The 25,531-nt window shown below is 66.4% G+C and carries 23 protein-coding genes; 14 read left to right on the plus strand and 9 right to left on the minus strand.

Annotated features, from left to right (window positions below):
* Positions 1 to 11 precede the first annotated feature (11 nt).
* From C936_RS0113330 to rpsB, 6 genes are all read right to left on the minus strand, one after another.
* Positions 12 to 821, minus strand: coding sequence for a phosphatidate cytidylyltransferase (locus tag C936_RS0113330; RefSeq protein WP_018648929.1), 810 nt, complete (start codon positions 819 to 821; stop codon positions 12 to 14).
* Between the two features lie 10 nt (positions 822 to 831).
* Complete coding sequence (uppS, locus tag C936_RS0113335) at positions 832 to 1,584, minus strand: polyprenyl diphosphate synthase (protein WP_018173965.1); 753 nt, start codon at positions 1,582 to 1,584, stop codon at positions 832 to 834.
* Between the two features lie 14 nt (positions 1,585 to 1,598).
* The gene (gene frr / locus C936_RS0113340; protein ID WP_012982883.1) at positions 1,599 to 2,156 is read right to left on the minus strand and encodes a ribosome recycling factor; all 558 of its coding nucleotides are present in this window, start codon (positions 2,154 to 2,156) and stop codon (positions 1,599 to 1,601) included.
* Complete coding sequence (pyrH, locus tag C936_RS0113345) at positions 2,149 to 2,886, minus strand: UMP kinase (RefSeq protein WP_018139617.1); 738 nt, start codon at positions 2,884 to 2,886, stop codon at positions 2,149 to 2,151. Before pyrH ends, frr begins: the two co-directional genes overlap by 8 nt.
* Before the next feature lie 122 nt (positions 2,887 to 3,008).
* On the minus strand, positions 3,009 to 3,878 hold the full coding sequence (gene tsf / locus C936_RS0113350; RefSeq protein ID WP_018139616.1) for a translation elongation factor Ts: 870 nt from the start codon (positions 3,876 to 3,878) through the stop codon (positions 3,009 to 3,011).
* 113 nt (positions 3,879 to 3,991) lie between these two features.
* The gene (rpsB, locus tag C936_RS0113355; protein WP_018139615.1) at positions 3,992 to 4,774 is read right to left on the minus strand and encodes a 30S ribosomal protein S2; all 783 of its coding nucleotides are present in this window, start codon (positions 4,772 to 4,774) and stop codon (positions 3,992 to 3,994) included.
* Between the two features lie 292 nt (positions 4,775 to 5,066).
* Between rpsB and map the strand changes: the two genes are divergently transcribed.
* Both map and glnD read left to right on the plus strand, forming a co-directional pair.
* Positions 5,067 to 5,852 (plus strand): type I methionyl aminopeptidase, encoded by a 786-nt coding sequence (map, locus tag C936_RS0113360; RefSeq protein ID WP_018648930.1) that lies wholly within the window; start codon positions 5,067 to 5,069, stop codon positions 5,850 to 5,852.
* A 10-nt stretch (positions 5,853 to 5,862) separates the two neighbouring features.
* Positions 5,863 to 8,544, plus strand: coding sequence for a [protein-PII] uridylyltransferase (gene glnD, locus C936_RS0113365; RefSeq protein ID WP_018139613.1), 2,682 nt, complete (start codon positions 5,863 to 5,865; stop codon positions 8,542 to 8,544).
* A gap of 64 nt (positions 8,545 to 8,608) precedes the next feature.
* Here glnD and C936_RS0113370 read toward each other — a convergent pair whose 3' ends face one another.
* Positions 8,609 to 9,370, minus strand: a complete 762-nt coding sequence (locus C936_RS0113370) for an OmpA family protein (protein WP_018139612.1) — start codon at positions 9,368 to 9,370, stop codon at positions 8,609 to 8,611.
* Entirely contained in the window at positions 9,367 to 10,470 is a 1,104-nt protein-coding gene (locus C936_RS0113375) for a hypothetical protein (protein WP_018173968.1), read from the minus strand. The genes C936_RS0113370 and C936_RS0113375 overlap by 4 nt, the downstream gene beginning before the upstream one ends.
* 235 nt (positions 10,471 to 10,705) lie before the next feature.
* Here C936_RS0113375 and C936_RS0113380 point away from each other — a divergent pair, with 235 nt between their 5' ends.
* The 9 genes from C936_RS0113380 (at position 10,706) to hpnC (ending at position 20,871) form a co-directional block, all read left to right on the plus strand.
* A complete protein-coding gene (locus C936_RS0113380; RefSeq protein WP_018173969.1) occupies positions 10,706 to 11,563 on the plus strand; it encodes a phosphate/phosphite/phosphonate ABC transporter substrate-binding protein in 858 nt (285 codons plus the stop codon).
* A 75-nt stretch (positions 11,564 to 11,638) separates the two neighbouring features.
* On the plus strand, positions 11,639 to 12,031 hold the full coding sequence (locus tag C936_RS0113385) for a DoxX family protein (RefSeq protein ID WP_018173970.1): 393 nt from the start codon (positions 11,639 to 11,641) through the stop codon (positions 12,029 to 12,031).
* A 255-nt stretch (positions 12,032 to 12,286) separates the two neighbouring features.
* Positions 12,287 to 15,085 carry an EAL domain-containing protein gene (locus tag C936_RS0113390; RefSeq protein WP_018173971.1) on the plus strand — a complete coding sequence of 933 codons (2,799 nt, stop codon included), beginning with the start codon at positions 12,287 to 12,289 and terminating at the stop codon, positions 15,083 to 15,085.
* A gap of 99 nt (positions 15,086 to 15,184) precedes the next feature.
* Positions 15,185 to 15,805, plus strand: a complete 621-nt coding sequence (gene wrbA, locus C936_RS0113395; RefSeq protein ID WP_018173972.1) for an NAD(P)H:quinone oxidoreductase — start codon at positions 15,185 to 15,187, stop codon at positions 15,803 to 15,805.
* An 84-nt stretch (positions 15,806 to 15,889) separates the two neighbouring features.
* Positions 15,890 to 17,227, plus strand: a complete 1,338-nt coding sequence (locus tag C936_RS0113400) for a TRZ/ATZ family hydrolase (RefSeq protein ID WP_018139606.1) — start codon at positions 15,890 to 15,892, stop codon at positions 17,225 to 17,227.
* Positions 17,228 to 17,238: 11 nt separating this feature from the next.
* Positions 17,239 to 17,982: a bifunctional 2-polyprenyl-6-hydroxyphenol methylase/3-demethylubiquinol 3-O-methyltransferase UbiG gene (gene ubiG, locus C936_RS0113405; RefSeq protein ID WP_018173973.1), complete on the plus strand. Its 744-nt coding sequence runs from the start codon at positions 17,239 to 17,241 to the stop codon at positions 17,980 to 17,982.
* The gene (gph, locus tag C936_RS0113410) at positions 17,979 to 18,665 is read left to right on the plus strand and encodes a phosphoglycolate phosphatase (protein WP_018139604.1); all 687 of its coding nucleotides are present in this window, start codon (positions 17,979 to 17,981) and stop codon (positions 18,663 to 18,665) included. The genes ubiG and gph overlap by 4 nt, the downstream gene beginning before the upstream one ends.
* Complete coding sequence (rmuC, locus tag C936_RS0113415) at positions 18,650 to 19,987, plus strand: DNA recombination protein RmuC (RefSeq protein WP_018173975.1); 1,338 nt, start codon at positions 18,650 to 18,652, stop codon at positions 19,985 to 19,987. The genes gph and rmuC overlap by 16 nt, the downstream gene beginning before the upstream one ends.
* A 5-nt stretch (positions 19,988 to 19,992) precedes the next feature.
* The gene (gene hpnC / locus C936_RS0113420; RefSeq protein WP_018173976.1) at positions 19,993 to 20,871 is read left to right on the plus strand and encodes a squalene synthase HpnC; all 879 of its coding nucleotides are present in this window, start codon (positions 19,993 to 19,995) and stop codon (positions 20,869 to 20,871) included.
* On the opposite strand, the gene hemN is transcribed toward hpnC, so the two are convergent.
* A complete protein-coding gene (hemN, locus tag C936_RS0113425) occupies positions 20,868 to 22,256 on the minus strand; it encodes an oxygen-independent coproporphyrinogen III oxidase (protein WP_018173977.1) in 1,389 nt (462 codons plus the stop codon). The genes hpnC and hemN overlap by 4 nt on opposite strands.
* 181 nt (positions 22,257 to 22,437) lie before the next feature.
* On the opposite strand from hemN, the gene hpnD reads away from it, so the two are divergent.
* Genes hpnD through C936_RS0113440 form a run of 3 tightly spaced genes read left to right on the plus strand, consistent with a single transcriptional unit; the run spans position 22,438 to position 25,449 of the window.
* On the plus strand, positions 22,438 to 23,295 hold the full coding sequence (gene hpnD / locus C936_RS0113430; protein ID WP_018139600.1) for a presqualene diphosphate synthase HpnD: 858 nt from the start codon (positions 22,438 to 22,440) through the stop codon (positions 23,293 to 23,295).
* A gap of 13 nt (positions 23,296 to 23,308) precedes the next feature.
* Complete coding sequence (gene hpnE / locus C936_RS0113435; protein ID WP_018173978.1) at positions 23,309 to 24,643, plus strand: hydroxysqualene dehydroxylase HpnE; 1,335 nt, start codon at positions 23,309 to 23,311, stop codon at positions 24,641 to 24,643.
* A complete protein-coding gene (locus tag C936_RS0113440; RefSeq protein WP_018173979.1) occupies positions 24,640 to 25,449 on the plus strand; it encodes an SDR family NAD(P)-dependent oxidoreductase in 810 nt (269 codons plus the stop codon). The genes hpnE and C936_RS0113440 overlap by 4 nt, the downstream gene beginning before the upstream one ends.
* Positions 25,450 to 25,531: the final 82 nt, after the last annotated feature.

Raw genomic sequence — 25,531 nt, forward strand, 5'->3', positions numbered from 1 at the left:
CCTGCGAATTCTCATGCCCCGGGGACGGGCAACAAGGCCAGCCAGAGCAAGCCGGCCAGAAAGATCGGGGCCGCCGCGATCAGGCTGTCGATGCGATCCAGAATACCCCCGTGACCGGGTAGCAAGGAACCGCTGTCCTTGGCTCCCGCCTGGCGCTTGAGGATGCTCTCGAACAGATCGCCCACCACCGACACCAGCGCAATCAGGATCGACAGCAGCACGAACACCAGCGCATCCATGGGCGCCAGCCCCCAGACACCGGCCACCACTACGGCCAGAGCGAACACCGCGCCCAGACCGCCGAGCAGCCCTTCGCGGGTCTTCCCCGGACTGATATGCGGAGCCAGTGCGGTACGCCCGAAGGCCTTTCCGGCGAAATAGGCACCGGTATCGGCAAAGCCCACCAGAACGATCAGGTACACCACGAGCCAGGGCGCCAGCGCATGCAGCCAGACGACGGCCATCCCCGCGGGCACCAGCGTCAACACCGCCGCGACGGTGAGCAGCTTGGGGCGCGGACCACGCCCATCGATCCCCGAGCGGTAAAACGGTAGCGCCAGCACAATCAGCAGCCACCAGACAACCGCAAACAGTAGAACCAATAAATGCACGGGCTGCGCCAGCGTCAGCCCCAGGGCCACCAGTGGCACCAGCACCAGCAGCACCAGCACCGCACGTTCCCAGGCGACGTGCAGCCCGGTCAGCTCGCCCCACTCCCAGGTGGCCAGCCCAATTCCCAATGCCATCAACGCCAGCACCGCCCAGTTGGGCCCGAACGCGATCAGTGCCAGCGCGGGCAGCCCGATTACCGCGGCGGTCATTACACGGGTTCTAAGCACCGGGGACCTCGGTCGCTGAATAGGCCCCGGCCGACACTCGCCCAAAACGCCGCTGGCGCTGGGCATACCAGGCCAGGCTGCGCTCGAAATCCTTCTCGCCAACATCCGGCCAGTAGGTCTCGATGAACAGTATTTCGGCGTAGGCCGCCTGCCACAGGAGGAAGTTGCTGATGCGTTGTTCGCCACCGGTGCGGATCAGCAGGTCCACGTCGGCCAGACCGGTCGTACTCAACTCAGCCGCAAAGGCGGACTCGGCATCACCATCGGCCTCCGAGCCCCCCTTGGACACCCACTTCCTGGCCGCCTGCAGGATGTCCCAGCGGCCGCCATACCCCAGCGCAACCACCAGGCACATCCCCTCATTGCCGGCCGTGGCCTCTTCGGCCTCGCACATGCGGGTTTGTAGCGTTGGGGGAAAAGTGGCGCGATCGCCGATGAATCTCAGGCGAATGCCGCGCTCGACCAGCTCGGGGAGCTCTCCCTCGATGGCCGTGACGAAGAGTTCAAAGAGCGCCTCGACCTCGGAACGGGGGCGGCCCCAGTTCTCACTGCTGAAGGCAAACACCGTGAGGGACTGAATGCCGTGTTCGGCGTAGAAACGCACGGCCCGGCGAGTCGCCTCCAGACCCTCGCGGTGGCCTTCGGAGCGCTCCAGCCCACGGGCCTGGGCCCAGCGCCCGTTGCCATCCATGATGATGGCAACGTGGCCGGGCAGCGCGGGGTCGGTGGCGGAGGAAACCGGCATACAGGGGTGGCCGGTCAGACTTCCATCAACTCGGCTTCCTTGTCTTCGAGCAATGCATCGATCTTGGCGATGTGGTCGTCGGTGAGCTTTTGCACCTGTTCCTGTGCCTTGCGCTCTTCGTCTTCCGAGACCTCCTTGTCCTTCACCGCCTGCTTGAAGGTATTGTTGGCGTCGCGCCGGATATTGCGCACTGCAACACGCGCATTTTCGGCCTCCGCCCTGACCACCTTGACCAGGTCCCGGCGGCGTTCTTCCGTCAGCGCCGGCAGTGGCACCCGGATCACGGTGCCCATGCTCGCCGGGTTCAGCCCCAGATCCGAGGTCATGATCGCCTTCTCTACCTTCGCGACCATGTCCTTTTCGTACGGCACCACGGCCAGGGTGCGCGAGTCCTCGGCGTTGATGTTCGCGACCTGATTGATCGGCACTTCCATGCCGTAGTAGTCGACATGCACATGCTCGAGCAGACTGGGGTGCGCGCGACCCGTGCGAATCTTGGCCAGCTCGTTGCGCAGGGCCTCGATGCTCTTGTCCATGCGCTGGCGCGCGTCCTTGATCGTGGCGTCAGTCATCTCGGGATCCCTCGACCAGGGTTCCCACCGGCTCGCCCATCACCAGCCGGCGGAGGTCCCCTTTTGCAAACATGTTCATCACGCGGATTGGCAGGCCGTTGTCACGACACATCACCAGCGCGGTCGTATCCATTACACCCAGACGGCGTTCCAGCGCCTCGTCGAACGTCAGCCGTTCATAACGGCGGGCATCCTTGCTCTTCATCGGGTCCGAATCATAGACCCCGTCCACCTTGGTGGCCTTGATCATCAACTCGGCATTGATCTCGATGGCGCGCAGCGAGGCGGCGGAGTCGGTGGTAAAGAATGGGTTGCCGGTTCCCGCGGCGAACACCACGATCCGGCCCTTTTCCAGATGCCGCACAGCGCGGCGGCGAATGTAGTCTTCGCAGACCTGATTGATGCGGATGGCCGACATCACGCGGGAGAAGCGGCCTGCGCGTTCGATCGCATCCTGAATGGCCAGGGCATTGATGACCGTTGCCAGCATGCCCATGTGGTCGCCCGTAACCCGGTCCATGCCACCCTGGGCGAGACCGGCGCCACGAAAGATGTTGCCCCCTCCGATCACGATGCCGACCTCGACACCCATGCTCGAAAGCTCCGACACCTCTTCGGCGACCTGCGCCAGGACATCCGGGTCCACCCCATAGGATTGCTGGCCCATCAGGGCCTCCCCACTCAACTTCAGAAGGATGCGCCTGTACGCGGGCTGCCTGTCCTGACTCATTGGGCTCCTTTATCGGGCTCGGGTCCTGCACCTGTCATCAATGGCCGTGAATGCCGGCCGGCGAGCGATGCGGGCGCGTCCTGCGCCCGCATCGGGAGTCTACGCCAAAGCGATTCGGCGAATCAGGCCCCGCGGGCCTGGGCCATCACTTCTTCGGCGAAGTTCTCTTTTTTCTTCTCGATCCCTTCACCCACCTCGTAGCGCAGGAAACCGGTGACCGAGGCGCCCTTCGCTTCCAGCAGCTGGGCAACGGTCTGATCCGGGTCCTTCACAAACGGCTGACCCACCAGGGTGATCTCGGCGAGGTACTTGCGAATGCGGCCTTCGATCATCTTCTCGATGATGTTCTCCGGCTTGCCGGACTCCTCGGCCTGCGCCTTGAAGATCGCGCGCTCCTTGTCGAGCAGCTCCTGCGGCACGCCGGACTCGTCCACGCATACCGGCTTCGAAGCCGCGATATGCATGGCAACGTCCTTCGCGAGGGCCTCGTCGCCCCCCTTCAGGCTGACCACCACGCCAATACGCGTGCCGTGCTGGTAGAAACCCAGCGCGTCTTCGGCCTGCAGGCGATCGAAGCGGCGGACCTGCACGTTCTCGCCAACCTTCGCGATCAGCTGGGTGCGTTGCTCCTCGAGGGTCTGGCCATCGACGGTCTCGGCCATCAGGCCTTCCACGTCGCCCGCGCCGGAGCTCAGGGCAATCTGGGCGCACTGCGCGGAAAAGGCACGGAAGTTGTCGTCGTTACCAACAAAGTCAGTCTCGCAGTTGATCTCGACCAGCACGGCCTTGTTGCCCTCGCTGACGATCTCGACGCGACCTTCGGCCGCCACACGACCGGCCTTCTTGTCGGCCTTGGCCATGCCGGACTTGCGCATGGCCTCCACGGCGGCTTCCAGGTCGCCCCCGGTCTCGGTCAGTGCCTTCTTGCACTCCATCATGCCGGCGCCAGTGCGCTCGCGCAGTTCTTTCACTTGGGCAGCAGTAATCTGCATCGGGAAGTACTCCTGAAAATTTCGTCAATCGAGCCGGCCACGCAACAAACCGGGGCCGGCTCTTTGGTTCAAGTGGCCCGGGCGCGGTATCGCGCACCGGGCCCGATGCCGACTCAGGCCGGGTTGGCCGGGGCCGCCTCGCTGGATTCGGCACTGCCACCAGCAGCGGCGTCTGCACCCGCGAACTCGTCCTCGGACACGCCGCCCGTGGTCACCGCGCCCTTGGCCTCGATGATCGTGTCGGCGATCGCAGCCACGTAGAGCTGGATCGCACGCATCGCGTCATCGTTGCCCGGGATCACGTAGTCCACGCCTTCCGGCGAGTGGTTGGAATCGACCACCGCCACGACCGGAATACCGCGCTTCTTGGCCTCGGCCACCGCGATCTTCTCGTAGCCGACATCGATCACGAACATCGCGTCGGGCATGCGGTTCATGTCCTTGATGCCACCCAGACTGCGCTCGAGCTTGTCCTTCTCGCGGCGGCGGGTCAGCGCTTCGCGCTTGTTCAGCACCTCGAAGCTGCCATCGGCGTCCATGGTCTCCAGATCCTTCAGGCGCTTGATCGACTGCTTGACCGTGCTGAAGTTGGTCAGCATGCCGCCCAGCCAGCGATGGGACACGAACGGCATGCCGCAACGGCGCGCCTCTTCACCCACCACTTCACGCGCCGAGCGCTTGGTGCCCACGAACATGATCTTGCCGCCGTCCGCGGCAATCTTGCCGAGGAAGTTCAACGCGTCGTTGAACATCGGCAGGGACTTTTCGAGGTTGATGATATGAATCTTGTTGCGTTCCCCGAAGATGTACGGGGCCATTTTGGGATGCCAGTAACGCGTCTGGTGGCCGAAATGCACACCGGCTTCCAGCATCTGTCGCATAGTCACGAGGGACATGAGGTTTCTCCTGTAACGGGTTGAGCCTCCACGCATCCCGATCTGAAACCCGAGCACGAGACCGTAGCCTCCTGGCGGGCACCCGACAGACCGTGTCGATGCGTGTGTGGATTTAAGTTCGCGAGACCGCCGGCTGTTGGCCGCCTCCCGGCCCCGCCGAATTGCCAGCGAGGCGCGCGCTTTATAGCATAGGACGCTGACTTGAACCAACTATCCGGGCCCTGATTGGCGCCGTGTCGCGGGCTCCCGAAACCCGTCGCGCGAGCTATCACAGGTCTCGACCGGAGCCCCCATGTCCGTAACCATCAAGACCCCCGAAGAGATCGAACACATGCGCGTCGCCGGCCGCCTGGCCGCCGAGGTCCTGGAGATGATCGAGCCGCATGTGCAGGCCGGGGTCACCACCGGCGAGCTGGACCGCATCTGCCACGACTACATCGTGAAGACCCAGGACGCGATCCCCGCGCCGCTCAACTACCGCGGCTTCCCCAAGTCGATCTGCACCTCGGTCAACCATCAGGTGTGCCACGGCATCCCGGGCGATCGCAAGCTGAAGAACGGCGACATCCTCAATATCGACATCACCGTGATCAAGAACGGCTTTCACGGCGACACCAGCCGCATGTTCATGATCGGCAAGCCCAGCATCCAGGCCCAGCGCGTGATCGACGTCGCGCGCACCAGCATGTATCTCGGCATCCAGCAGGTACGCCCCGGCGCGACCCTCGGCGACATCGGGCACGCGATTCAGCAGTACGCCGAGGGTCAGCGCTGCTCGGTGGTGCGCGAATTCTGCGGCCACGGCATCGGGCGGGGCTTCCACGAAGACCCGCAGGTGCTCCACTACGGCAAGCCGGGTACCGGCCTCAAGCTCGAGGAAGGCATGTGCTTCACCATCGAGCCGATGATCAATGCCGGGCGCCGGCATACCCGGATCCTCGCCGACGGCTGGACCGCCGTCACCAAGGACCACAGTCCGTCCGCACAGTGGGAGCACACCCTGCTGGTCACGGCCGACGGCTACGAGATCCTGACCCTGCGCAAGGACGAGACACCGCCCCAGGAACTCGCGGCCTGAGGAGGTGCCCATGAGCACCCTGCCCGCCGGCGGCACGCCCAGCGAGGCCGACGCGCCCGCGTTCTCGCCCGACTGGGGCGAGGACTACCAGCGTCTGAGCCGCAATCCCGGGAATATCGCCCTGTTCCGCGACCGTCGGCATGCGATCCTCGAACAGCAATACCAGGGCTTTCGCGACGGCATGCCGATCGAGGACCTGATCCTCGGTCACGCCCGGCGCATCGACGAAATGCTCAAGCTGATCTGGGCCCAGCAGGGCCTGGCCGACGACGACCGCCTGTGCCTGGTCGCGGTGGGCGGCTACGGGCGCGGCGAGCTGCACCCGGCCTCCGACATCGACCTCCAGATCGTGATCGATGGCACGGCGGACCGAGAGGTGTTCGACCGGATCAGCGCGTTCGTTACCTTCCTCTGGGATATCGGGATCGAGGTCGGGCACAGCGTGCGCAGCATCGAGGACTGCACCCGCGAGGCCCGCGACGACATCACGGTCGCGACGAACCTGATCGAGTCGCGCTATTTAAGTGGCAATTTAAGTCTTTTCAACGATTTTCGATCCGCGATCGACTCCGATCGCATCTGGGACTCGCGTAGCTTCTACGCGGCCAAGCTCGCGGAACAACAGGCCCGGCACCGCCGCTTCGGCGAGACCGGGTACCGCCTGGAACCCAACGTGAAGGAAGGCCCCGGCGGGCTGCGCGACATCCAGATGATCGGCTGGGTGACCAAGCGCCACTACGGCGCGGAACGTATCGAGGAGCTGGTCTCGCTGGGCTTCCTTCGCGAGGGCGAGCTTCACGAGATGCTGGAGGGCCAGAGCTTTCTCTGGCGCGTGCGCTTCGCCCTGCACATGCTCGCCGGGCGCCGCGAGGATCGGTTGCTGTTCGACCTCCAGCGCCAGCTGGCCAACACATTTGGCTTCGTGGACCAGAACCACAATCGCGCGGTCGAGCAGTTCATGCAGCGCTATTTCCGCACGATCAGCGATCTGGAGCGGCTCAACGAACTCCTGCTGCAGCACTTCAACGAGGCCATCCTCGACGACCCGGAGGCCCTGCAGGATCCAGTGCGCATCCATCAGCGCTTCCAGGTTCGCGGCGGTTATCTGGAAGTGGCACACGACCAGGTCTTCATGATCTACCCGCCGGCCCTGCTGGAGGTCTTTCGCCTGTTGCAGGAGCACCCGGAGATCCAGGGCATCCGCGCCTCGACCATCCGCCTGATCCGCGCCCACCGCCATCTGATCGACGGCCACTTCCGCCGCAACCCCGTCTGCCGCACCCTGTTCATGGATATCCTGCGCGCGCCCCGCGGCATTACCAGCCAGCTGCGCCGCATGAACCGCTACGGCGTGCTGGGCAACTACCTGCCGGCCTTCGGACGCATCATCGGGCGCATGCAGTACGACCTGTTCCATGCCTACACGGTCGACGAGCACACCCTCAACGTCGTGCGCAACGCGCGCCGGCTGGCCCTGCCCGAATTCGCCCACGAACAGCCGCTCGCTCACCGCATCTACACCGAGCTGGAACGTCCGGAACGGCTCGTACTGGGGGCCCTGTTCCATGACATCGCCAAGGGTCGCGGCGGCGACCACTCGGAGCTGGGCGCCCACGATGCCCTGCACTTCTGCCAGCAGCACGGCCTGTCGGACGAAGACGCCGGCCTGGTGGCCTGGCTGGTGCGCTCCCACCTGCTGATGTCGCTGACCGCCCAGCGCAAGGACATCTCCGATCCCGATGTCGTGCTGGCCTTCACCCGCGAGGTGCGCACCCGCGAACGCCTCGACTTCCTGTACCTGCTGACCATCGCCGATATCCGCGGCACCAACCCGGAGCTATGGAACAGCTGGAAGGACTCGCTGCTGCAGACGCTCTATCACGCCACGCGCAACCTCCTCGAACGCGGGCTCGACGCGGCCCCGAATATGGACACACAGATCCGCGAGACTCGCGGCGAGGCCCTGCAGTTGCTCCAGGGGCGCGGCTTTGGGGCCCACGACGCCGAGGCCCTGTGGGACGAACTCGACGACGAGTACTTCCTGCGCCACTCCGCCGACGAGGTCGCCTGGCACGGACAGGCCCTGCTGCCACTGAAGGCTGACGAACTGCCGCTGATTCTCGTGAGGCCCAAGACCTCGCGTGGCAGCACCGAGATCTTCGTCTATGCGGAAGACCACCCCTACCTGTTCGCCCGCATCACCAGCGCGTTGACCCAGCTGGGTCTCGACATCGTCGATGCCCGCATCATCACCACCGCGGGGGGGCGTACGCTGGACACCTTCATGGTGCTGGAGAGCGGCGGCGGCCAGACTGTGGATGCCGGCTACCGCAGCGACGAGATTCGCCAGTACCTTGCCAACGAACTCACCCGCACCGATGGCGAAAAGTCCCCGGTAAGCCGCCAGTTACCACGCCGCCTGAAGCACTTCGATGTCGATACGCGAATCGAATTCGAACCCGCCTCCGGTGGGCAGGCGACACGCATGCGGCTGCGCGCGCTCGACCGCCCCGGACTCCTGTCGACCATCGGCCACATCCTGGCTGAGCACGCCATCGACGTACGCACGGCCCGAATCGCCACAGCCGGCGAGCAGGTGGAAGACAGCTTTCTGCTGGAATGCAACGCCGGCGGCCCCCTCACGGAAGACCAGCAGGACCGCCTGCGCGATGCCCTGTTGGAACGCATCTAAGGAAGCGCCGAACAATCAGCGTTTCCCTAACGGCCACCGGCGTCACAAGTCCGCAGTGCATCGATCAGGGTGAACGCGCCTCCAACGGTTCCGGTGACGGGCGGGCCTCGGCGTTGCCCAGCAGCCGCGCCTCGAAGTCCGTCAGTACGCTGAACTCCACTCGCCGCGAGGCCTCGCGGTCCTCTTGCCCATCGGCATCCAGCACCCGCCGCGACGAGGACAAGCCGACCGCAGCCACGCGCGAGCGGAACCAGTCGTCCTCCTGCAGGGGCTCAAGCCGGTAGGCATGCTCCAGCACTGCTCGGGTGCGGCGCTGGCTCAGGTCCATGTTGCCAAAATAGGCATCGATCGCATCGTCGCTTCCGGCCCACTCGCTGGAGGTATGCCCCTCGATACGCACCTCGCGTATCACGTCCGCAAACGGGCGCAGCTGCTCGGCGTAACGCGGCATGAAATCGTCCAGAATTGCCTCAAAGCGCGGGCGGATGCTCGCGGAACTCCGCTCGAACAGGACCTCCGGCTCGCGAAAGCGCAGCGTCAGGGTGTCGCGGTCGAGTTCCGCATTCCAGCGGGGCAGATCCTCGCGAAACTCCTCCTCCAGCACCGAGTAGATTGCCGCCCGCAACGCGGCGGCCTCGTTACGCACCTCGACATGCGCCGCGCTCGAGCGTTCGACCTGGACCATATGCAAGAGCGCCAGGAACAGGAAGATCATCATCAACGCGGCCATGAGGTCCGCCACTGCCAGCCAGTGCGACCCCTGATCCGCCTCGTGCGCTGCGCCGCCGGTGCGTGCACGGCGTCGCAGCAACCAGCGCAGGATCACGACCGCGCTCCCAGGGTATCCGCCGGCGTCGCAACCCCCACTGCGAACGCGTCACCCCGCCAGCGCGACTCGGCCGCGCGCCCGGACTGCACGGCGTTCTCGATGCTCTCCAGCATCGCCTCGAGCCGCGCATCCATGGCCGGGAAGGCCTCGGTGGCTCGATCACGCAGCGCGGCGATCGCACTTAGCAGGGCTTCCAGCTCCACCGTCTCCCGGCGCAGACTGGCCAGCGTCGCATCCTGCTCCTCGACATGCCGCGTAATCTTCAGCGCCTGCCCGGTCAGACGCTCCAGCGCACCCTCGCTCTGCTCGACACCCTCGCGTGCCTGATCGAACGCCCGGTGCAGGGTATCCATCTGCTCGCGATAGCGATCCTGCCAGTCCACCAGCCGCGCCACCGAGTCATCCAGCCGACGAAAGTTCTCGCCAAACTGCTCGCCCAGGCGATCATTGAAGTCGCGAATGACCTGTTCCAGCGCGGCGACCAGATGCCCGCTGCTGAGCTCGCTCATGCGATCCGCCAGCCCCTCCAGGCTCTGCTTCAGTTCGTGGTGCTGGGTCTCGAGACGCTGGTCCAGGCGACGGTCCATCTGCTGCACCGCCTGCAGCAGGGCTCGCGTCGCATCACGCTGCTCGGCCAGCACGCGCTCGGGATCACCGCTGACCTGGGGATCGCCCCCGTCATCCGTTGCCATCACCGGCGCCGGCATCATCACCTGCAGTACGCGCAATACCGACGCCAGCAGGATGCCGACGATGCTGGTCACGAACGCGAGCTTCAGCCCCTCCAGCAACGCCGGAATGCTCGCCTCTACCCGCGCCGCATCGAAGTCGATCAGGCCGATCGCCACCCCGAGGAACGTACCCAGAACCCCGAGCGTGGTCAGCAGCGCCGGCGCGGCACCCTGAAACGCGTTCGCCCGGCGAAGCGTCAGCGCCATCAGGGCCACCAGAAAGAGCGCGAACAGCAACAGCGAAAAGGCCCCGATAACGGTGAGCGGTGTCAGCCCCTGCAAAGTGGCGAGCAACGCCTCGGCTACCCGGTCGAAAATGGTCATCTTGATTCCTCCGGCCGCGCCCGTCGACGCGGTCATCTGCATGCGAGACCGCTTCATGCAAATTCGACGCCAGCTCCCTCGCAACCCGCCCAATGAGACGCGCACGAGCGGATTCAACGGATTCCCGACAGCAGCACGAACGGAACGTCCGGCTGCGGCGCCGATTTATTGACGCATGGACACACCGAGTGCGGTTGACTATAGACACCTGTAAGCCCTGCCGCCGGGATCCCACCCGATGGACCAAGCCAGTGCCGGAGCGCCCCCTCCAGCCGCCATGAGTCGCCGGCCGCACCGATGGACGCCGGGACTGATACTGGCTCTCGCCCTACTCACCGGGCATGCGCTCGCGGACGACACCTGGGAGCTTGGGCTGCAGCCATTCGCGAGCCCTCACGACCTCTTTCAGCGATACGCACCACTACGCGACTGGTTCGCGGAGGTACGGCAAGCGCCCGTTCGTCTGGAGGCCTCACGGGACTTCCTGCATTTTCTCGAACGCCTGCAGACTGAGCGCTACGACGTGGCGATTGTCGCCCCGCATGTCGTGCCCGCGCTTGGAGAGAACAGCCCGTACCGTCCGCTCGTACGCTCACGCGACGAACTGGCCATGATCATCGTGGTGCCCATGGACACCTCCCCCCGGCAACTGGCGGACCTGGAGGACACGACGCTGGCAACCCCCGCCCGTCACAGTCTGGGCACCCGGCTGGCTCGAGAGCGAGTCGGCGCGGTGTTCGACAGCGAAGATCCACCCGTCCGATTCCTCGAGTTCCCGCACCACAATGCCGCCGTGTCGGCCATGCAGCGGGGGCTTGCCGAAGCCGCCGTGCTCGTGATCGATGCCCGCGCCCTCGACCCTCCTCGCCCGCCCCGGGACGAACCCCGCACCATCGCTCTTGCCGATGGCAGCCTGGCCCGCATCCTGGCCCAGTCGGACCCCTTCCCCGGCATGACCATCGTGTTGCACGAACGCGTGCAGAGGGATGTTCTAGAATTGGAGACGCTGTTCCTGCAGCTCTCCGACACCACTCAGGGGCAACAACGGCTCAGAACCTTTGGCCACCCCCGTGGCTTTGAACCGGCGAGCCCCGAGGACTATCAGGCCTTCAAGAGTCTTATGGACGACCTATGAATGTGATCGCTCGACAGGTTGGCCACACCGATCAACTACACCCTCCCCTTGACCAGGGAACCAGGAGAAAACGATATGGATAACATGCTGGACGACACCGGGAAGCTGATCCTGCGACTGGCGCTGGGCGTCATGATCCTGCTGCACGGGATCGACAAGATCTCCGGAGGCGTGGGACATATCGAGGGGATGCTGGCCGGGGCCGGGCTACCCGGCGTGCTGGCCTATGGCGCGTATATCGGGGAGGTCCTGGCACCCGTCCTGTTGATCATTGGCCTGTATGCAAGGATTGGCGCCGTACTCATCGCGGTCAACATGCTGTTCGCCATTGGCCTGGCGCATGCCGACGAGGTCGTCCAGCTGACCCAGCACGGCGGCTGGGCCATCGAGCTGCAGGCCATGTTCCTGTTCTCGGCGATCGCTCTCGCCCTTACCGGCCCGGGTCGCCTCGCGATCAACCGCTATTAGAGTCGCCAAGGCTCGTGCCGACCTTGCGGCACGACCCCACTGCGGTGCGGCGATTGAGGCGCTCGACCTTAAGCGTGTCCGCCGTCTCGCATTGAAGAAACCAACCCCCCGTTAAGGTAGAGTAGCAAGACTTTTTTACGATGATCCCGCTCGGCGCGGGTTGCCCCGGACGCCAATGTTTCGTCTCTTGCTCGCATCAAAGCCGCACCGCGTCCCGCCGTTCCTTGCCCGCTCTGGCCGGCCTGTGGCGCTTTCATGCGCCTGAACGTCGCCTGGCAGATCATCATCGGCACCGTCGCGATTCAGGTCGTGATGGTCGCGGCGCTGCTCTTTAGCGGGATCACCCAGGTCCAGCAGAACCAACAGGAGGTTCTGGAGCGCACAGCCGAACAACAAAGCCGGCTGCTGGGCTCCGCCCTGACGCCCGGCCTGGCCTACGCCGACCCCGCGATGCTCCAGGATCTCCTCGACCTGCTGGGGGACGACTCCAACGTCCTGTACGCGGTCGTACTCGACGCTAGCGAGCGCCCCCTGGCCTCGGTCGGTGTCGCCCCGGACACCCTCCCGGCCGCCGAAGCGGGCGTGCGCAGTGAATCCGGCCAGGTCGAGATTGCCCGGCAGATCGAGCTTTCCGGTCAATCCCTGGGGACCGTCGCCGTTGGCTACTCGACCGATGCCATCGACCAGCTCTCGACCAACCTGCTGGAACGCAATGTCTTGCTGGCCCTGGGCGTGCTGGGGCTCTCGATCCTCGCGGCCATTTTGTTCGCCCTGATGACGACCCGCCGCCTGCGTCTGCTCCTGCAAGGGGGCAGGGCCCTGGAGGCCGGGCAGCTCGACCATCGGGTACGCATCGATTCCCGCGACGAGTTCGGCGACCTGGCGCGGACCTTCAACGACATGGCGGCCCACCTGGGCACCACACAGTCCACACTGCTCCAGCAAAACCTGCAGTTGAATCGCTCCGTCGCCCGCCTGGAGTCCATGTTGGGCGGGGCCAATGCCATCCTTTGGGAGGCGAACCCCGAAAACCACGAATGGGAGTTCGTCGCCGGAGACACCCGCAAGCTACTGGGCTTCCCCTCGCGCAACCTGGGGCGGGGGGAACTGCGTGCCCGGCATATTCACCCGGACGATCTGCCCCGTGTACGCGATGCTGCGCGCGAGCCCGGCAACGAACCCAAGGTCGTCGACTACCGCTTCGCGCACCGCAACGGGCAGTGGATCTGGCTACGCGACATCCTTTCCTGGGCCGAGGGCACGGGCAGCCCTCGCAGCCTGCGCGGCCTGACCCTCGACGTCACCGCCCACCGACGGGCCACCGCGGCCCTGAAGGAGAGCGAGAACCGCTACCAGGATGTCGTCAACCACATTTCCGAGGTGATCTTCCGCACCGATGCCGAGGGCCGCTGGACGCTGCTCAATCCAGCCTGGGAGAGCCTGACAGGATTCCCGGTCGAAGAGACCCTCGGCAAACCGATGTGTGCCTTCGTGGATCCCGAGGACCAAGACGACGCACAGAACTTCTGTGACACCCTGCTAGAAGGGGGCACCCACGCGCAGTCCGAGGAAATCCGCCTGCGCACGCACGACGGCAGTCATCGCTGGGTCAGCATCTACGCCAGTGCGCGCTTTGATGAAGACGGCCAGATCATGGCGACCTTCGGCACCATGATGGACATCTCCGACCGCAAGGAAGCCGAAGAGGAAATCCGTCGCCTGGCCTTCTTCGATGGCCTGACCGGGCTGCCCAATCGCACGCTCCTGCACGACCGTCTGGGTCAGGCCCTCGCCAACACGGCGCGCTCGCGCCACCACGGCGCGGTCCTGTTCATCGATCTGGACAACTTCAAGGACATCAATGACACCCTGGGACACGCGGTTGGAGATGATCTGCTGCGCCAGGTCGCCCGCCGCATGGAGGACTCCGTGCGCGAGGCCGATACGCTCGCCCGCCTGGGCGGCGATGAGTTCGTGGTCATCCTCAACGACCTCCACCCGGATCCGGCCCGCGCTGCCACCGAGGCCGAGGCGGTAGGACGCAAGCTGATCAATCTATTGCGCGAGCCCTTCGAGCTGGCCGGCCAGAACCGCCACGTCACCCCCAGTATTGGTGCAACCCTGTTCAGCGGCCACAGCCTCGGCGTGGAAGAGGTGCTGAAGCAGGCTGACCTCGCCATGTATCGGGCCAAGAACGCCGGGCGCAATACCGTGCGTTTCTACGACCCCGGGCTGCATCGCGCGGTGGAGGCCCGCTTCGAACTCGAAAACGAGCTGCGCCACGCCCTGGACGAGGATCGATTTACCATCGTCTATCAACCCCAGGTCGAAGCCGACGGCCGAGTCATCGGCGCCGAGCTGTTGTTGCGCTGGCCGCATCCGCAGCGCGGCGCGATCTCCCCCGGCGAGTTCATCCCCATCGCCGAGCAGACCGGCCTGATCGTGCCCATCGGGCGCAAGGTGCTGCGCACCGCCTGCGCCCAGCTCGCTGCCTGGCAGCACATCGCCGCCTTCCGGGAACTGACCCTCTCGGTCAATATCAGCGCCCGGCAGTTCCGCAACAAGCACTTCGTCCAGCAGCTGCGCGAGATCCTCCAGGAGACCGGCGCCCCGGGCGACCGGCTGAAACTCGAGCTGACCGAGAGCATGCTGCTCGAGGAGATCGACACCGTCGTCGCCCACATCGACGAACTGCGCACACTGGGCGTGGAATTCGCCCTGGATGACTTCGGCACCGGCTACTCGTCCCTCGCCTACCTGAAACAGCTCCCACTGGCACAGCTGAAGATCGACCAGTCCTTCGTGCGCGATGTGCTGGACGACCCCAACGACGCCGCGATTGCGCAGATGGTCGTCAATCTGGCCCACACGCTGGACCTGGACGTGATTGCCGAAGGGGTCGAAACGGCCGAGCAGCGGGCCTTCCTGTTCGGACTGGGCTGCCGCCACTTCCAGGGCTTCCTGTACGGCTACCCGGGTGACTTGTCGGACCTGGAAAGGGTGGTACTCGGGACATCACCCGCGCAACAAAGCGCCGCGCAGTCACCCCATTAACGGTTCTATTTAATCGAACAATAAAGCCATTAAAAGGCCATTTTTGTTCGGTTTAATGCGAATTAAGCTGGACCTCGATTAAACCCGGAGGTCCTTCCCATGAGCACCAAAGTCCTGATCCTGTACTACTCCACCTGGGGCCATATCGAGCAGATGGCCGAGGCGGTCGCCCGTGGCGCCCGCGAGATCCCCGGCACCGAGGTCACGATCAAGCGCGTACCGGAACTGATGCCCGACGATGTCGCCCAGCAGGCCGGGGCCAAGCTGGACCAGGCCGCGCCCGTCGCCAGACCGGAAGAACTGGCGGACTATGACGCGATTATCATCGGCACCCCGACCCGCTTCGGCCGCATGTCCGCGCAGATGGCGAATTTCCTCGATCAGACCGGCGCGCTGTGGTTTGGCGACAAGCTGGTCGGCAAGATCGGCTCCGTATTCGGCTCCACCGCCTCGCAGCATGGCGGCCAGGAGACCACGCTGGTCTCGACCATCGTCAACCTGATGCACTACGGCATGACCATTGTCGGGCTGCCCTACACCGAGAAGCGGCTGCTGGATATGAGCGAGATCAGCGGCGGCACACCCTACGGTGCCACCACCCTGGCCGACGGCGACGGCTCGCGTCAGCCGAGCGAGAACGAACTTGCGATGGCCGCCTCCCAGGGCCGACATGTCGCCGAGGTCACACGCGCCCAGGTCCTGGGACGCCAGGCCAGCTAACCGGTATCGGCCTGCCCAAAGGGGCGGCCTTCGCCGCCCCTTTGCGGTACCATGCGCGGCCGAATTCCCTCGGTCTGGCCTCCCATGTCGACAACCCGAACTCTGGTTCTCAGTGCCTCGCAGATTCTGCCGGTGATCCCGCGCGACACGGTGCTCGTCGATCACGCACTGGTGATTCGCGACGGCATCATCGAGACCCTGCTGCCGCGCGAAGAAGCCCTCGCGCAGTACCCCGATGCCGAACATCTGCACCGCGAGGGCCATGCCCTGACCCCCGGCCTGGTCAACGTACATACCCACTCCGGCATGAGCCTGCTGCGCGGTGTAGGCAGCGACCGCCCGCTGATGGACTGGCTCAAGCGCTACATCTGGCCGGCCGAAGGGCGCCTGTTGTCACCCGAGTTCGTACGCGCGGGCACGCGCCTCTCGGTCGCCGAGATGCTGCGCGGCGGCACTACCTGCTTCAGTGACATGTACCTGTTCGTCGACAATGCCGCGCGCGTGGTCGACGAATCCGGCATCCGTGCCGCACTGGGGCTGACCGTGTTCGACTTCCCCACGCCCTGGGCCCAGACCACGGACGAGTACTTCCAGCGGGGCGCCGAGGTCGTGGAGAACTGGCAGCACCACGACCGCATCCACTACACCGTGGCACCGCATGCGCCCTACACCGTCGGGGACGAGAGCCTGCAGCGCGTGGCGGAGCGTGCCCGCGAGCTGGCCGTCCCCATCCACATGCATGTGCACGAGACCGCCGGCGAGATCGCCGATGCCGAACGTGACCACGGGGAGCGGCCGCTGGCCCGGCTGGCACGCCTGGGACTCCTGGACCAGCCGTTCATCGCCGTGCATATGACCCAGGTCAGCGCACAGGACCGCGAGTTGTTGCAAGGGCGTCCGGTGTCGGTCGCACACTGCCCGGAATCCAATCTCAAGCTCGCCTCGGGCTTCTGTCCGGTCGCGGAACTGCTGGGCGCCGGCGTGACCGTGGGGCTGGGCACCGATGGTACCGCCTCCAACAACGATCTCGACATGATCGGGGAGATGCGCACGGCCGCGCTGCTGGCCAAGGGCGTCAGTGGCGACGCCTCGGCCCTGCCCGCCACCGCCGCGCTGGAGATGGCCACGCTGGGCAGCGCCCGTGCGCTGGGCCTGGCTGACCGCATCGGCAGCCTGGAACCGGGCAAGCAGGCCGACGTGGTCAGCATCGATCTTAGCGCCATCGAGCTGCAACCCATGCACGAGCCCGCCGCCCAGATCGTCTACGCCGCCACCCGCGAGGCGGTAACCGACGTCCATGTCGCAGGACGGCCATTGCTCAGGGACCGGGAACTGCTTACGCTGGACCTGGACGAGCTCCAGGCCGAGGCCCGCGAATGGGGCGCGCGCGTGCTGGAAATCCAGCGCGAACTGGCCGCGTAATCGAGATAACCATGACCCGCGAATCCCAAAGCAGCACTGGCGACAACGTCGATCACGCCGAACTGCACAAGTTCACGCATCGGGCACACGAGTGGTGGGACCCGAACGGTGCCTTTGCCACCCTCCACGCGATCAACCCCCTGCGTCTGGAATGGATCGACCAGCACGCCGATCTGGCCGGCAAGAAGGTGCTGGATGTCGGCTGTGGCGCGGGCATCCTGTCCGAGGCGATGGCGGTGCGCGGTGCACAGGTGACCGCACTGGATGCCGGGGCCGAACACCTGGAGGTCGCGCGCGAGCACGCACACGACTCCGGGCTGGAGATTCACTACCTGCACACCACCGCCGAGGCCCATGCCGAGCATCATGCAGGCGACTACGACGTGGTCACCTGCCTGGAGATGCTGGAGCACGTGCCCGATCCCGAGGCGGTCATCGACGCCCTGGTCAAGCTGGTATGCCCGGGTGGCTGGCTGTTCCTCTCGACCATCAACCGCACCCCCCGCGCGTTCGCCGAGGCGATCGTCGGCGCCGAATACGTACTGCGCCTGCTGCCCACCGGCACGCACGAGTTCAGCCGCTTTATCCGCCCCTCGGAGCTGGGCGCGGTCCTGCGCAAGCACCGCTTCGAAGTCATCGACATGACCGGGCTCACCTACTCGCCGCTGTCCGGCCGCTATCGGCTGGTCCCGCGCACGGACGTCAACTACCTGATGGCCGCGCGCCGCCCGGACAGCGACAGCGAGACCCCATGAGCCGCGAAATCCGCGGGGTCCTGTTCGACCTGGACGGGACCCTGCTCGACACGGCCCCGGACATGCACGCCGCGCTCACCGTGCTGCTGGCCGAGAACGACCGCCCGCCGCTGCCCTTCAACGCCGTGCGCAATCACGTCTCGCACGGGTCCCAGGCCCTTGTGCAGCTGGGCTTTCCGGATGTCGAGGGTGCGCGCCGCGAGGCCCTCAAGCAGCGCTACCTCGAGATCTACGCCCGCGACCTGTGCATCGACACCAGCCTCTTCCCCGGGCTGGACCAGGTGCTGGACGCCTGCGAGCAGCGCGGCTGGCCGCTAGGTGTGGTGACCAACAAGCCCGCCTGGCTGACCGAACCGCTCCTGGAGGCCCTGGGCCTGACGCCCCGGCTGGCCGCGATCGTCAGCGGCGACACCCTCCCGCAACGCAAACCGGCCCCCGAGCCCATGTGGCTGGCCGCACGCCAGACGGGGCTCCCGCCCGAACAACATTGCTACTGGGGTGACGCCGAACGCGATATCGCGGCCGGTCGCGCCGCCGGCATGGCCACGCTGATCGCGCGCTGGGGCTACATCGACGCCACCCAGGACCCGGACCGCTGGGGCGCCGATGGCGCCCTCGATCAACCGGGCGACTTCTGGGACTGGCACCAGGCCAAGGCAGGCCCGCAATGGCTGGCGAGCTGACCGCACTCCCCCTCACCGCCTGGACCGCGCTCGGGGCGACCCTCCTGGTCGGCCTCGTGCTCGGCTATGCCCTGGCCGGACTGCGCCTGAATCGCCGCGTAGGCGATCTTCAGACGCGCAATGCCCGCCTGGAGGCCGAGCTCGAAGCCGCGGAACAGCGCCGCGAGGACCTGCGCCAGAGCTTCGAGACCGCGCGCCAGGAACTCGACCGCTCCTTCTCGGCGCTCGCCAGCGAGGCGCTGGAGGCCAACTCCAACCAGTTCCTGCGCCTGGCCCAGTCAATCCTGTCGCAGAAGCTCAGCGAAGGTCAGAACGAGATCGAGCGCTCGGAGAACAAGGTCGAGGCGATGCTCAAGCCCATCCGCGAGACGCTGGGCAAGACCGAGGCCGAGATCAACGCAATGGAGCGCTCGCGGGCACAGGCCTTCGCCGCACTGAATGAACAGATCCAGCGCCTGAGCTCGGACAACGCCACGCTCCAGCGTGAGGCGCACAACCTGGTGCAGGCCCTGTCACGTCCCGGCGTGCGTGGGCGCTGGGGCGAGCTGACCCTCAAGCGGGCAGTGGAACTCGCCGGCCTCTCGGCGCACTGTGACTTCACCGAACAGCCAGCGCTGGACGGCGACGGCGGCCGCCAGCGCCCGGACCTGCTGGTCCACATGCCCGGCAACCGCGCCCTGGTCGTGGACGCCAAGACCCCCCTGGATGCCTATCTCGACGCCGTCGCCGCGGCCGACCCGGAACCGCGCGCAGCGGCCTTCAAGCGTCATGCCCAGCACTTGCGCTCGCGCGTTACCGAGCTCTCCAGCAAACAGTACTGGGCCAGCGTAGAACAGTCGCCCGAATTCGCCGTACTGTTCCTGCCCGGCGACCCGTTCCTGGCCGCCGCGCTGGAACACGAACCCGGTCTCCTGGAATACGCCCTGGAACGCCAGGTTTTGCTCGCGACCCCGAGCACGCTGATCGCCCTGCTGCGCACGGTCGAGTACGGCTGGCAACAGGCGCAGCTCACCGAGCACGCGCTGGAGATTCGTGATCTCGGGGCGGAGCTCTCCCACCGACTGGGCACCATGACCGAACACCTGGCGCGCCTCGGCAAGGCGCTGGACCAGAGCACCGACGCCTTCAACAAAACCATAGGCAGCCTGGAGCGCCAGGTCATGCCGAGCGCCCGACGGTTCCAGGAGCTGGGTATCCGCGCGCGCAAGAACCCGGAGGCGCCGGATACCCTGAACAATCGCGCCCGCCAGCCCGTCGACGCGAACCTCCCGGACGACAACCCGGACGGCGACACCGCTCCGGACACGGGCTCGCGGGACTGAGCCGCATGGCGGGCCGCCCCGACATCCGCGCCGCGTACCGCCACTGCCAGCGCCGTGCGGCGGCGCACTACGAGAACTTTCCGGTCGCCTCCTGGCTGTTGCCCGCGCGCCTGCGCGGGCCGGTCGCCGCGATCTACTGCTTCGCCCGCGACGCCGACGACCTCGCCGATGAGGATCAGCGCACCGTCGACGAGCGGCGGGCCGACCTGATCGCCATGCAGGAACGCGTGCAGATCCTCGAAGACCCGGCCGCGGAATCCGAGCCGGAATGGATCGCGCTGGCCGATGCGCGGCAGCGTTTCAGCCTGCCCGCCGCCCCGTTCGTCGATCTGGTCGACGCCTTCATCCAGGACCTGGAACAGAAGCGCTACGCGACCTTTGGCGAGGTCATGGAGTACTGCCGCCGCTCCGCCAACCCGGTCGGGCGGCTGATGCTGTACCTCGACGGCAACCCGACCGAGGAGATGATTGGCTACTCCGACGCGGTCTGCTCGGCCCTGCAACTGATCAACTTTTATCAGGATCTGCACCAGGACATCACCGAGAACAACCGGATCTACCTGCCGCAGAACGAGATGGCACAGTACGGCGTCAGCGAGGAGATGATCGCGGCGGGCCAGACGACCTTTCAGTTACGAAACCTGATGCAGTTCCAGTACGCACGCGCCGATCGCCTGCTGCGCGCGGGGGCACCGCTCGGCGGCATGCTGCGCGGACGCATGGGCCTGGAGATCCGCGCAATCATCAACGGCGGCGCCCGCGTACTCTGGCGCCTGCGCCAGCAGGACGACGTATTCGCCCGCCCACGCCTGCGCACCCGCGACGCCTGGATCATCCTCGCCCACAGCCTGCGCCCCCGCCGCCGCAGGCGTAACACGAGCTAGACGACCTTGGAGTAGCGGCGCTGCGCTTCGCGGTTCAGGTAGGCGTCGAAGGCCATGGCAACGTTGCGGAGCAGGAGCCGGCCGCGTGGCTGGACCTCCAGGCAGTCGCTGCCGATGGTGACGAGGCCGTCGGCCTCCATCTCGGCCAGACGGTCCAGGGCATCGCCAAAGGTCTCCCGGAAGTCGATGCCGAATGCGGCCTCGATGCCGCCGAAGTCGACCCTCGAGTGACACATCAACTCGCTGATCACGGCGCGCCGCAGGCGGTCATCCGCGCTCAGCTCCAGGCCGCGGAACACGGGCAGCCGGCCGGATGCCAGCCGTTCCTGATAGGCATCGACCTCGCGCAGGTTCTGGCTGTAGCTGTCCCCGACCTTGCCAATGGCGGTCGGCCCCAGTGCCACGAGGTCGTACTCCGCGCGCGTCGAGTAGCCCTGGAAGTTTCGCTGCAGCGTGCCCGCGCGCTGGGCGATCGCGAGTTCGTCATCGGGCAGCGCAAAGTGATCCATGCCGATGTACACATACCCCGCGTCGGTCAGTCGCTGGATGGTCATCTCAAGGATCGCGAGCCGCTCCGTGGCCGGCGGGAGGTCGCCGTCGCGGATCTGGCGCTGCGTCTTGAACAGCTCCGGCAGGTGCGCGTAGTTGTACACGGCCAGCCGTTCCGGGCGCAGTTCCAGCACGCGGTCCAGTGTCGCGGAGAACGTGTCGACCGTCTGCAGGGGCAGCCCGTAGATCAGGTCCAGGTTGGTGGAGGTAAAGCCTTGCTCGCGCGCCTGGCGTACCGCCTGCTCGGTGACCTCGAACGGCTGGATGCGGTTGACGGCCTTCTGCACGGCCGGATCGACATCCTGCACCCCGACACTGATGCGGTTGAAGCCCAGCGACGCCAGGAGCGGCAGGGTGCCGGGGCGCACGGCACGCGGATCAATCTCGATAGAGAATTCCCGCTCCGGACCGGTCTCCAGCGTGAAATGCCGGCCCAGGGCCTTCATGACCCGGGTCAGGTCCTCGTCGGACAGATACGTCGGCGTCCCGCCCCCGAAGTGCAGCTGGCGTACCGGCCGATCGCGATCGAACAGCCCGCCCTGCAGGGCGATCTCCTGCTCCAGCGAGTCGAGATAGCTCGTCGCGCGCCGATAATTGCCGGTAATCACCTTGTTGCAGGCACAGTAGAAACACACCGTGTCGCAGAAGGGCACGTGGACGTAGAGCGACAACGGGCGCGCTGCACCTTCGGCATTCGTCGCCCGCGCCACCCGCGCATAGGCCTGCGCGTCAAACCCCTCATGGAACTGCGGAGCCGTTGGGTAGGACGTATAACGAGGCCCGCTCACGTCATAGCGACGCAGCACCTCGGGATCGAATACCAGACGTTGTTCCATACGACTCTCCGCAACGGGAGGGCGGGCCCTTGCGCCACCCTGACACCCCCACCCTACGCGGCCTCCAGCCGGGTACGGTTGATGTATGTCAAACGTGGCTTCGATCACCGCCGCCATCCGCATCCCGGCCCCGCTGTGCTAGCCTTGCCGTCCCAAGACGGAACCCCGATCCCGAGCGCGTATGTCCCCCGACGAATATTGCGAGGAGAAGGCCGCGAAGAGCGGCTCCAGCTTCTACTACGCATTCCGGTTCCTGGAGCCCGACCGGCGCCGTGCGATCACCGCGCTGTACGCGTTCTGCCGCGAGGTGGACGACATCGTCGACGAGGTCAGCGAGGAGAGCGTGGCGCGCACCAAGCTCCAGTGGTGGCGCGAGGAGATCGAGCGTCTGTTCGACCATCAGCCGCGCCACCCGATCACCCAGGCCCTGCAACCGCATCTGGCGCCGTTCGATCTCAGCCGCGAGTATTTCGACGAGATTATCGACGGCATGCAGATGGATCTCGACTACGACAGCTATCCCGACTTCACCACGCTGTCGCTGTACTGCTACCGCGCGGCCAGTGTGGTCGGGATCCTGTCCGCCCATATCTTCGGCTTCTCGGACCGGCGCACGCTGAAATACGCGCATGACCTGGGGATGGCCCTGCAGCTGACCAACATCCTGCGCGACGTCCACGAAGACGCGATGCGCGGCCGGGTCTACATCCCGCTGGACGAGCTGAAAAAGCACGGCGTAAAGCCCGAGGAATTCCAGCTTAACGTTACAGACGACCGCCACCGCGCCCTGTTCGCCGAGCAGGCCGAACGGGCCCGCCGCTACTATCAGCGCGCGGAGGAGCACCTGCCCGCCGAGGACCGCTACGCCCAGCGCCCGGGCCTGATCATGGCCGCGATCTACCGCACCCTGCTCGACGAGATCCAGGACGATGGCTATCGCGTGCTGGAGCACCGCGTGCGGCTGACCCCGATCCGCAAGCTCTGGATCGCCTGGCGCACTGCGCGCCGACTGAAGCGCGACTACCGCCGCGCGGGCTGACCGCGCCCGCGCCATGGCTGCCGTTCCCGCATCGCATCCGGTCGTCGTGCTCGGCGCCGGCTGGGCCGGTCTGACCGCCGCGCTGACCCTGGCCCGGGCCGGCATCGCGGTCCACCTGATCGAGGCCGCCGCCACCGGCGGCGGTCGCGCCCGCAGCCTGAACCGCGATGGCGCCGAACTGGACAACGGCCAGCACGTGCTGGTCGGCGCCTGTCACGCCACCCTGGAACAACTGCGCTCGGTCGGCACCGACCCGGAGCGCGCCTTTGCGGCGCTGCCGTTCGGCCTGCGCATGCATGCACCGGGCCGCCCTCATCCGGCCTTTGCCCTGGAGCCCCGGTCGCCACGCCTGCCGGCCCTCGCCAGGGGCCTGTGGCAAAGCCTCGCGGGCACCCCGCTGCACAGGCGCCTCCCTGCCCTTTTGGGGGCAGCCTCGATCCTGCATCGGCCGCTGGACGAGGACCTCGACGTACTCGAATGGCTGCAGGCCCGCCATCAGCCGGACACGCTGATCCGCCAGCTCTGGGAACCGCTGTGCCTCGCGGTCATGAACACGCCGATCCGCAGCGCCTCGGCACAGATCTTCCAGAACGTGCTGCGTCTAGCCCTCAACCACGGGCCGGACGACGCCCGACTGCTTATCCCGACCCGGCCGCTGGGATCGCTGTATCCGGAACCGGCCCTGCGCGAACTGCGCGAGCGCGGCGCCACGGTCGAGACCGGACGGCGCATTGTGGCCATCGAATCCGGGGGCACGGAAGCCCGCTACCAGCTCCGTGACCGCAACCACCGCGTCACCCATGCCAACGCGGTGATCCTCGCCACCGCGCCCAGCGCGGCCGCTCGGCTCCTGCCCGAGGCCCCCGAGCTGCAACCCCACCATCGGGCCTTGAGGGCCATGGGCGAACGCAGCATCTGTACGGTCTACCTGCACTACCCCGGCCCGGTCCTGGAACGCCCGCCGCTACAGGGACTCATCAACCAGCACGGACAATGGCTCATTCCCCGCCGGGTGGCCGCCGAGCCGCACTGGCTGGCCGTCGTGATCTCCACCGCGGACGACCTGCCGGCGATGACGGCGGAGGAGCGCTGGCGTCGCGTCGCGGAAGAACTGGAACGGACCTTCCCCGAACTGGGAATCCCCCAGACCGGTCATGTCGTGTGCGAGAGACGCGCCACGATCGATGCCCGCGTCGATCTGGACGCACTGCGCCCGGTGGCCGGCACCCCCTGGCCCGGACTGTTCCTGGCCGGCGACTATGTGACGCCGGGCCTGCCCTCGACCCTCGAAGCCGCCGTGCGGTCTGGATTAGAATCAGCCCACAAGCTACTGGAGACGCTGCCTTGACCGATCTCGACATCCCCGCCCTGCTGGACTATCGCCCGGAAGCGGGTGCCTTCAACGACCGCGTGGTCCTGGTGACCGGCGCGGCCGCGGGCATCGGACGTGCGATCGCGCAGGCCTGCGCGGCGGCGGGCGCGATCGTCGTGCTGCTGGACAAGGACATCAAGGGGCTGGAGAAGACCTACGACCTGATCGAGCAGGAAGGCCACCCGCAGCCCGCCATCTATCCGCTCAATCTGGAGGGCGCCACGGTCAAGGACTACGGCGACCTCGCCGAGAACATCCGCGACTCCCTCGGGCGCCTGGACGGGCTGGTGCTGCACGCCGGCTGGGCCGGGACGCTGACGCCGATGAAGGGATACGACCCCGAGCTGTGGTTCAAGGTCATCAACAGCAACCTGCACGGCCCGTTCTTCCTCTCTCAGGCCGTGCTCCCGCTGCTGGAAGACAGCCCGCACGGCAGCCTGGTCGTTTCCACCCAGGACTGCCGCAAGGCCTTCTGGGGTGCGTTCGGCATGGCCAAGGCCGCGCAGGACGCGATGATCGACATCCTCGCGCGCGAGCACCGCAACGAGAAGCACTTCATCCATGTGAACGGCATCGATACCGGCCCCGTGCGCTCGCGCTTCCGCGCCGGCCACTACCCGGCCGAGAACGCCGAGAAACTGCCACGCCCGGAAGACGTCGTCGGCCCGTACCTCTACCTGCTGGACACCACCGACCCGGAACACACCGGCCTGCACCTGTCGCTGGAAGGCCACGTACCCGAGCCGGCGCCCCGCCCGCACCGCCAGCCCCAGGAGGGCTGACCACCGCCCCTGACAACCCGGGGCGCCCCCCTGTAGGAGGCCAGCGCTCTGGCCGATTGGATGCCGGACAGACCCCATCGGC

It is taken from the genome of Thioalkalivibrio sp. ALJ4 (genome assembly GCF_000377225.1).
Classification (GTDB): domain Bacteria; phylum Pseudomonadota; class Gammaproteobacteria; order Ectothiorhodospirales; family Ectothiorhodospiraceae; genus Thioalkalivibrio.

What these genes read in the sequence shown, in the direction of transcription:
- gph (WP_018139604.1), top strand. Translation starts at nt 17,979, where the DNA reads ATGAGCCGCGAAATCCGCGGGGTCCTGTTCGACCTGGACGGGACCCTG.
- tsf (WP_018139616.1), bottom strand. Translation starts at nt 3,878, where the DNA reads ATGCAGATTACTGCTGCCCAAGTGAAAGAACTGCGCGAGCGCACTGGC.
- glnD (WP_018139613.1), top strand. Translation starts at nt 5,863, where the DNA reads ATGAGCACCCTGCCCGCCGGCGGCACGCCCAGCGAGGCCGACGCGCCC.
- rmuC (WP_018173975.1), top strand. Translation starts at nt 18,650, where the DNA reads ATGGCTGGCGAGCTGACCGCACTCCCCCTCACCGCCTGGACCGCGCTC.
- hpnE (WP_018173978.1), top strand. Translation starts at nt 23,309, where the DNA reads ATGGCTGCCGTTCCCGCATCGCATCCGGTCGTCGTGCTCGGCGCCGGC.
- frr (WP_012982883.1), bottom strand. Translation starts at nt 2,156, where the DNA reads ATGACTGACGCCACGATCAAGGACGCGCGCCAGCGCATGGACAAGAGC.
- C936_RS0113330 (WP_018648929.1), bottom strand. Translation starts at nt 821, where the DNA reads ATGACCGCCGCGGTAATCGGGCTGCCCGCGCTGGCACTGATCGCGTTC.
- rpsB (WP_018139615.1), bottom strand. Translation starts at nt 4,774, where the DNA reads ATGTCCCTCGTGACTATGCGACAGATGCTGGAAGCCGGTGTGCATTTC.
- hpnD (WP_018139600.1), top strand. Translation starts at nt 22,438, where the DNA reads ATGTCCCCCGACGAATATTGCGAGGAGAAGGCCGCGAAGAGCGGCTCC.
- C936_RS0113390 (WP_018173971.1), top strand. Translation starts at nt 12,287, where the DNA reads ATGCGCCTGAACGTCGCCTGGCAGATCATCATCGGCACCGTCGCGATT.
- C936_RS0113385 (WP_018173970.1), top strand. Translation starts at nt 11,639, where the DNA reads ATGGATAACATGCTGGACGACACCGGGAAGCTGATCCTGCGACTGGCG.
- wrbA (WP_018173972.1), top strand. Translation starts at nt 15,185, where the DNA reads ATGAGCACCAAAGTCCTGATCCTGTACTACTCCACCTGGGGCCATATC.
- uppS (WP_018173965.1), bottom strand. Translation starts at nt 1,584, where the DNA reads ATGCCGGTTTCCTCCGCCACCGACCCCGCGCTGCCCGGCCACGTTGCC.
- map (WP_018648930.1), top strand. Translation starts at nt 5,067, where the DNA reads ATGTCCGTAACCATCAAGACCCCCGAAGAGATCGAACACATGCGCGTC.
- ubiG (WP_018173973.1), top strand. Translation starts at nt 17,239, where the DNA reads ATGACCCGCGAATCCCAAAGCAGCACTGGCGACAACGTCGATCACGCC.
- C936_RS0113400 (WP_018139606.1), top strand. Translation starts at nt 15,890, where the DNA reads ATGTCGACAACCCGAACTCTGGTTCTCAGTGCCTCGCAGATTCTGCCG.
- C936_RS0113375 (WP_018173968.1), bottom strand. Translation starts at nt 10,470, where the DNA reads ATGCAGATGACCGCGTCGACGGGCGCGGCCGGAGGAATCAAGATGACC.
- pyrH (WP_018139617.1), bottom strand. Translation starts at nt 2,886, where the DNA reads ATGAGTCAGGACAGGCAGCCCGCGTACAGGCGCATCCTTCTGAAGTTG.
- C936_RS0113380 (WP_018173969.1), top strand. Translation starts at nt 10,706, where the DNA reads ATGAGTCGCCGGCCGCACCGATGGACGCCGGGACTGATACTGGCTCTC.
- hemN (WP_018173977.1), bottom strand. Translation starts at nt 22,256, where the DNA reads ATGGAACAACGTCTGGTATTCGATCCCGAGGTGCTGCGTCGCTATGAC.
- hpnC (WP_018173976.1), top strand. Translation starts at nt 19,993, where the DNA reads ATGGCGGGCCGCCCCGACATCCGCGCCGCGTACCGCCACTGCCAGCGC.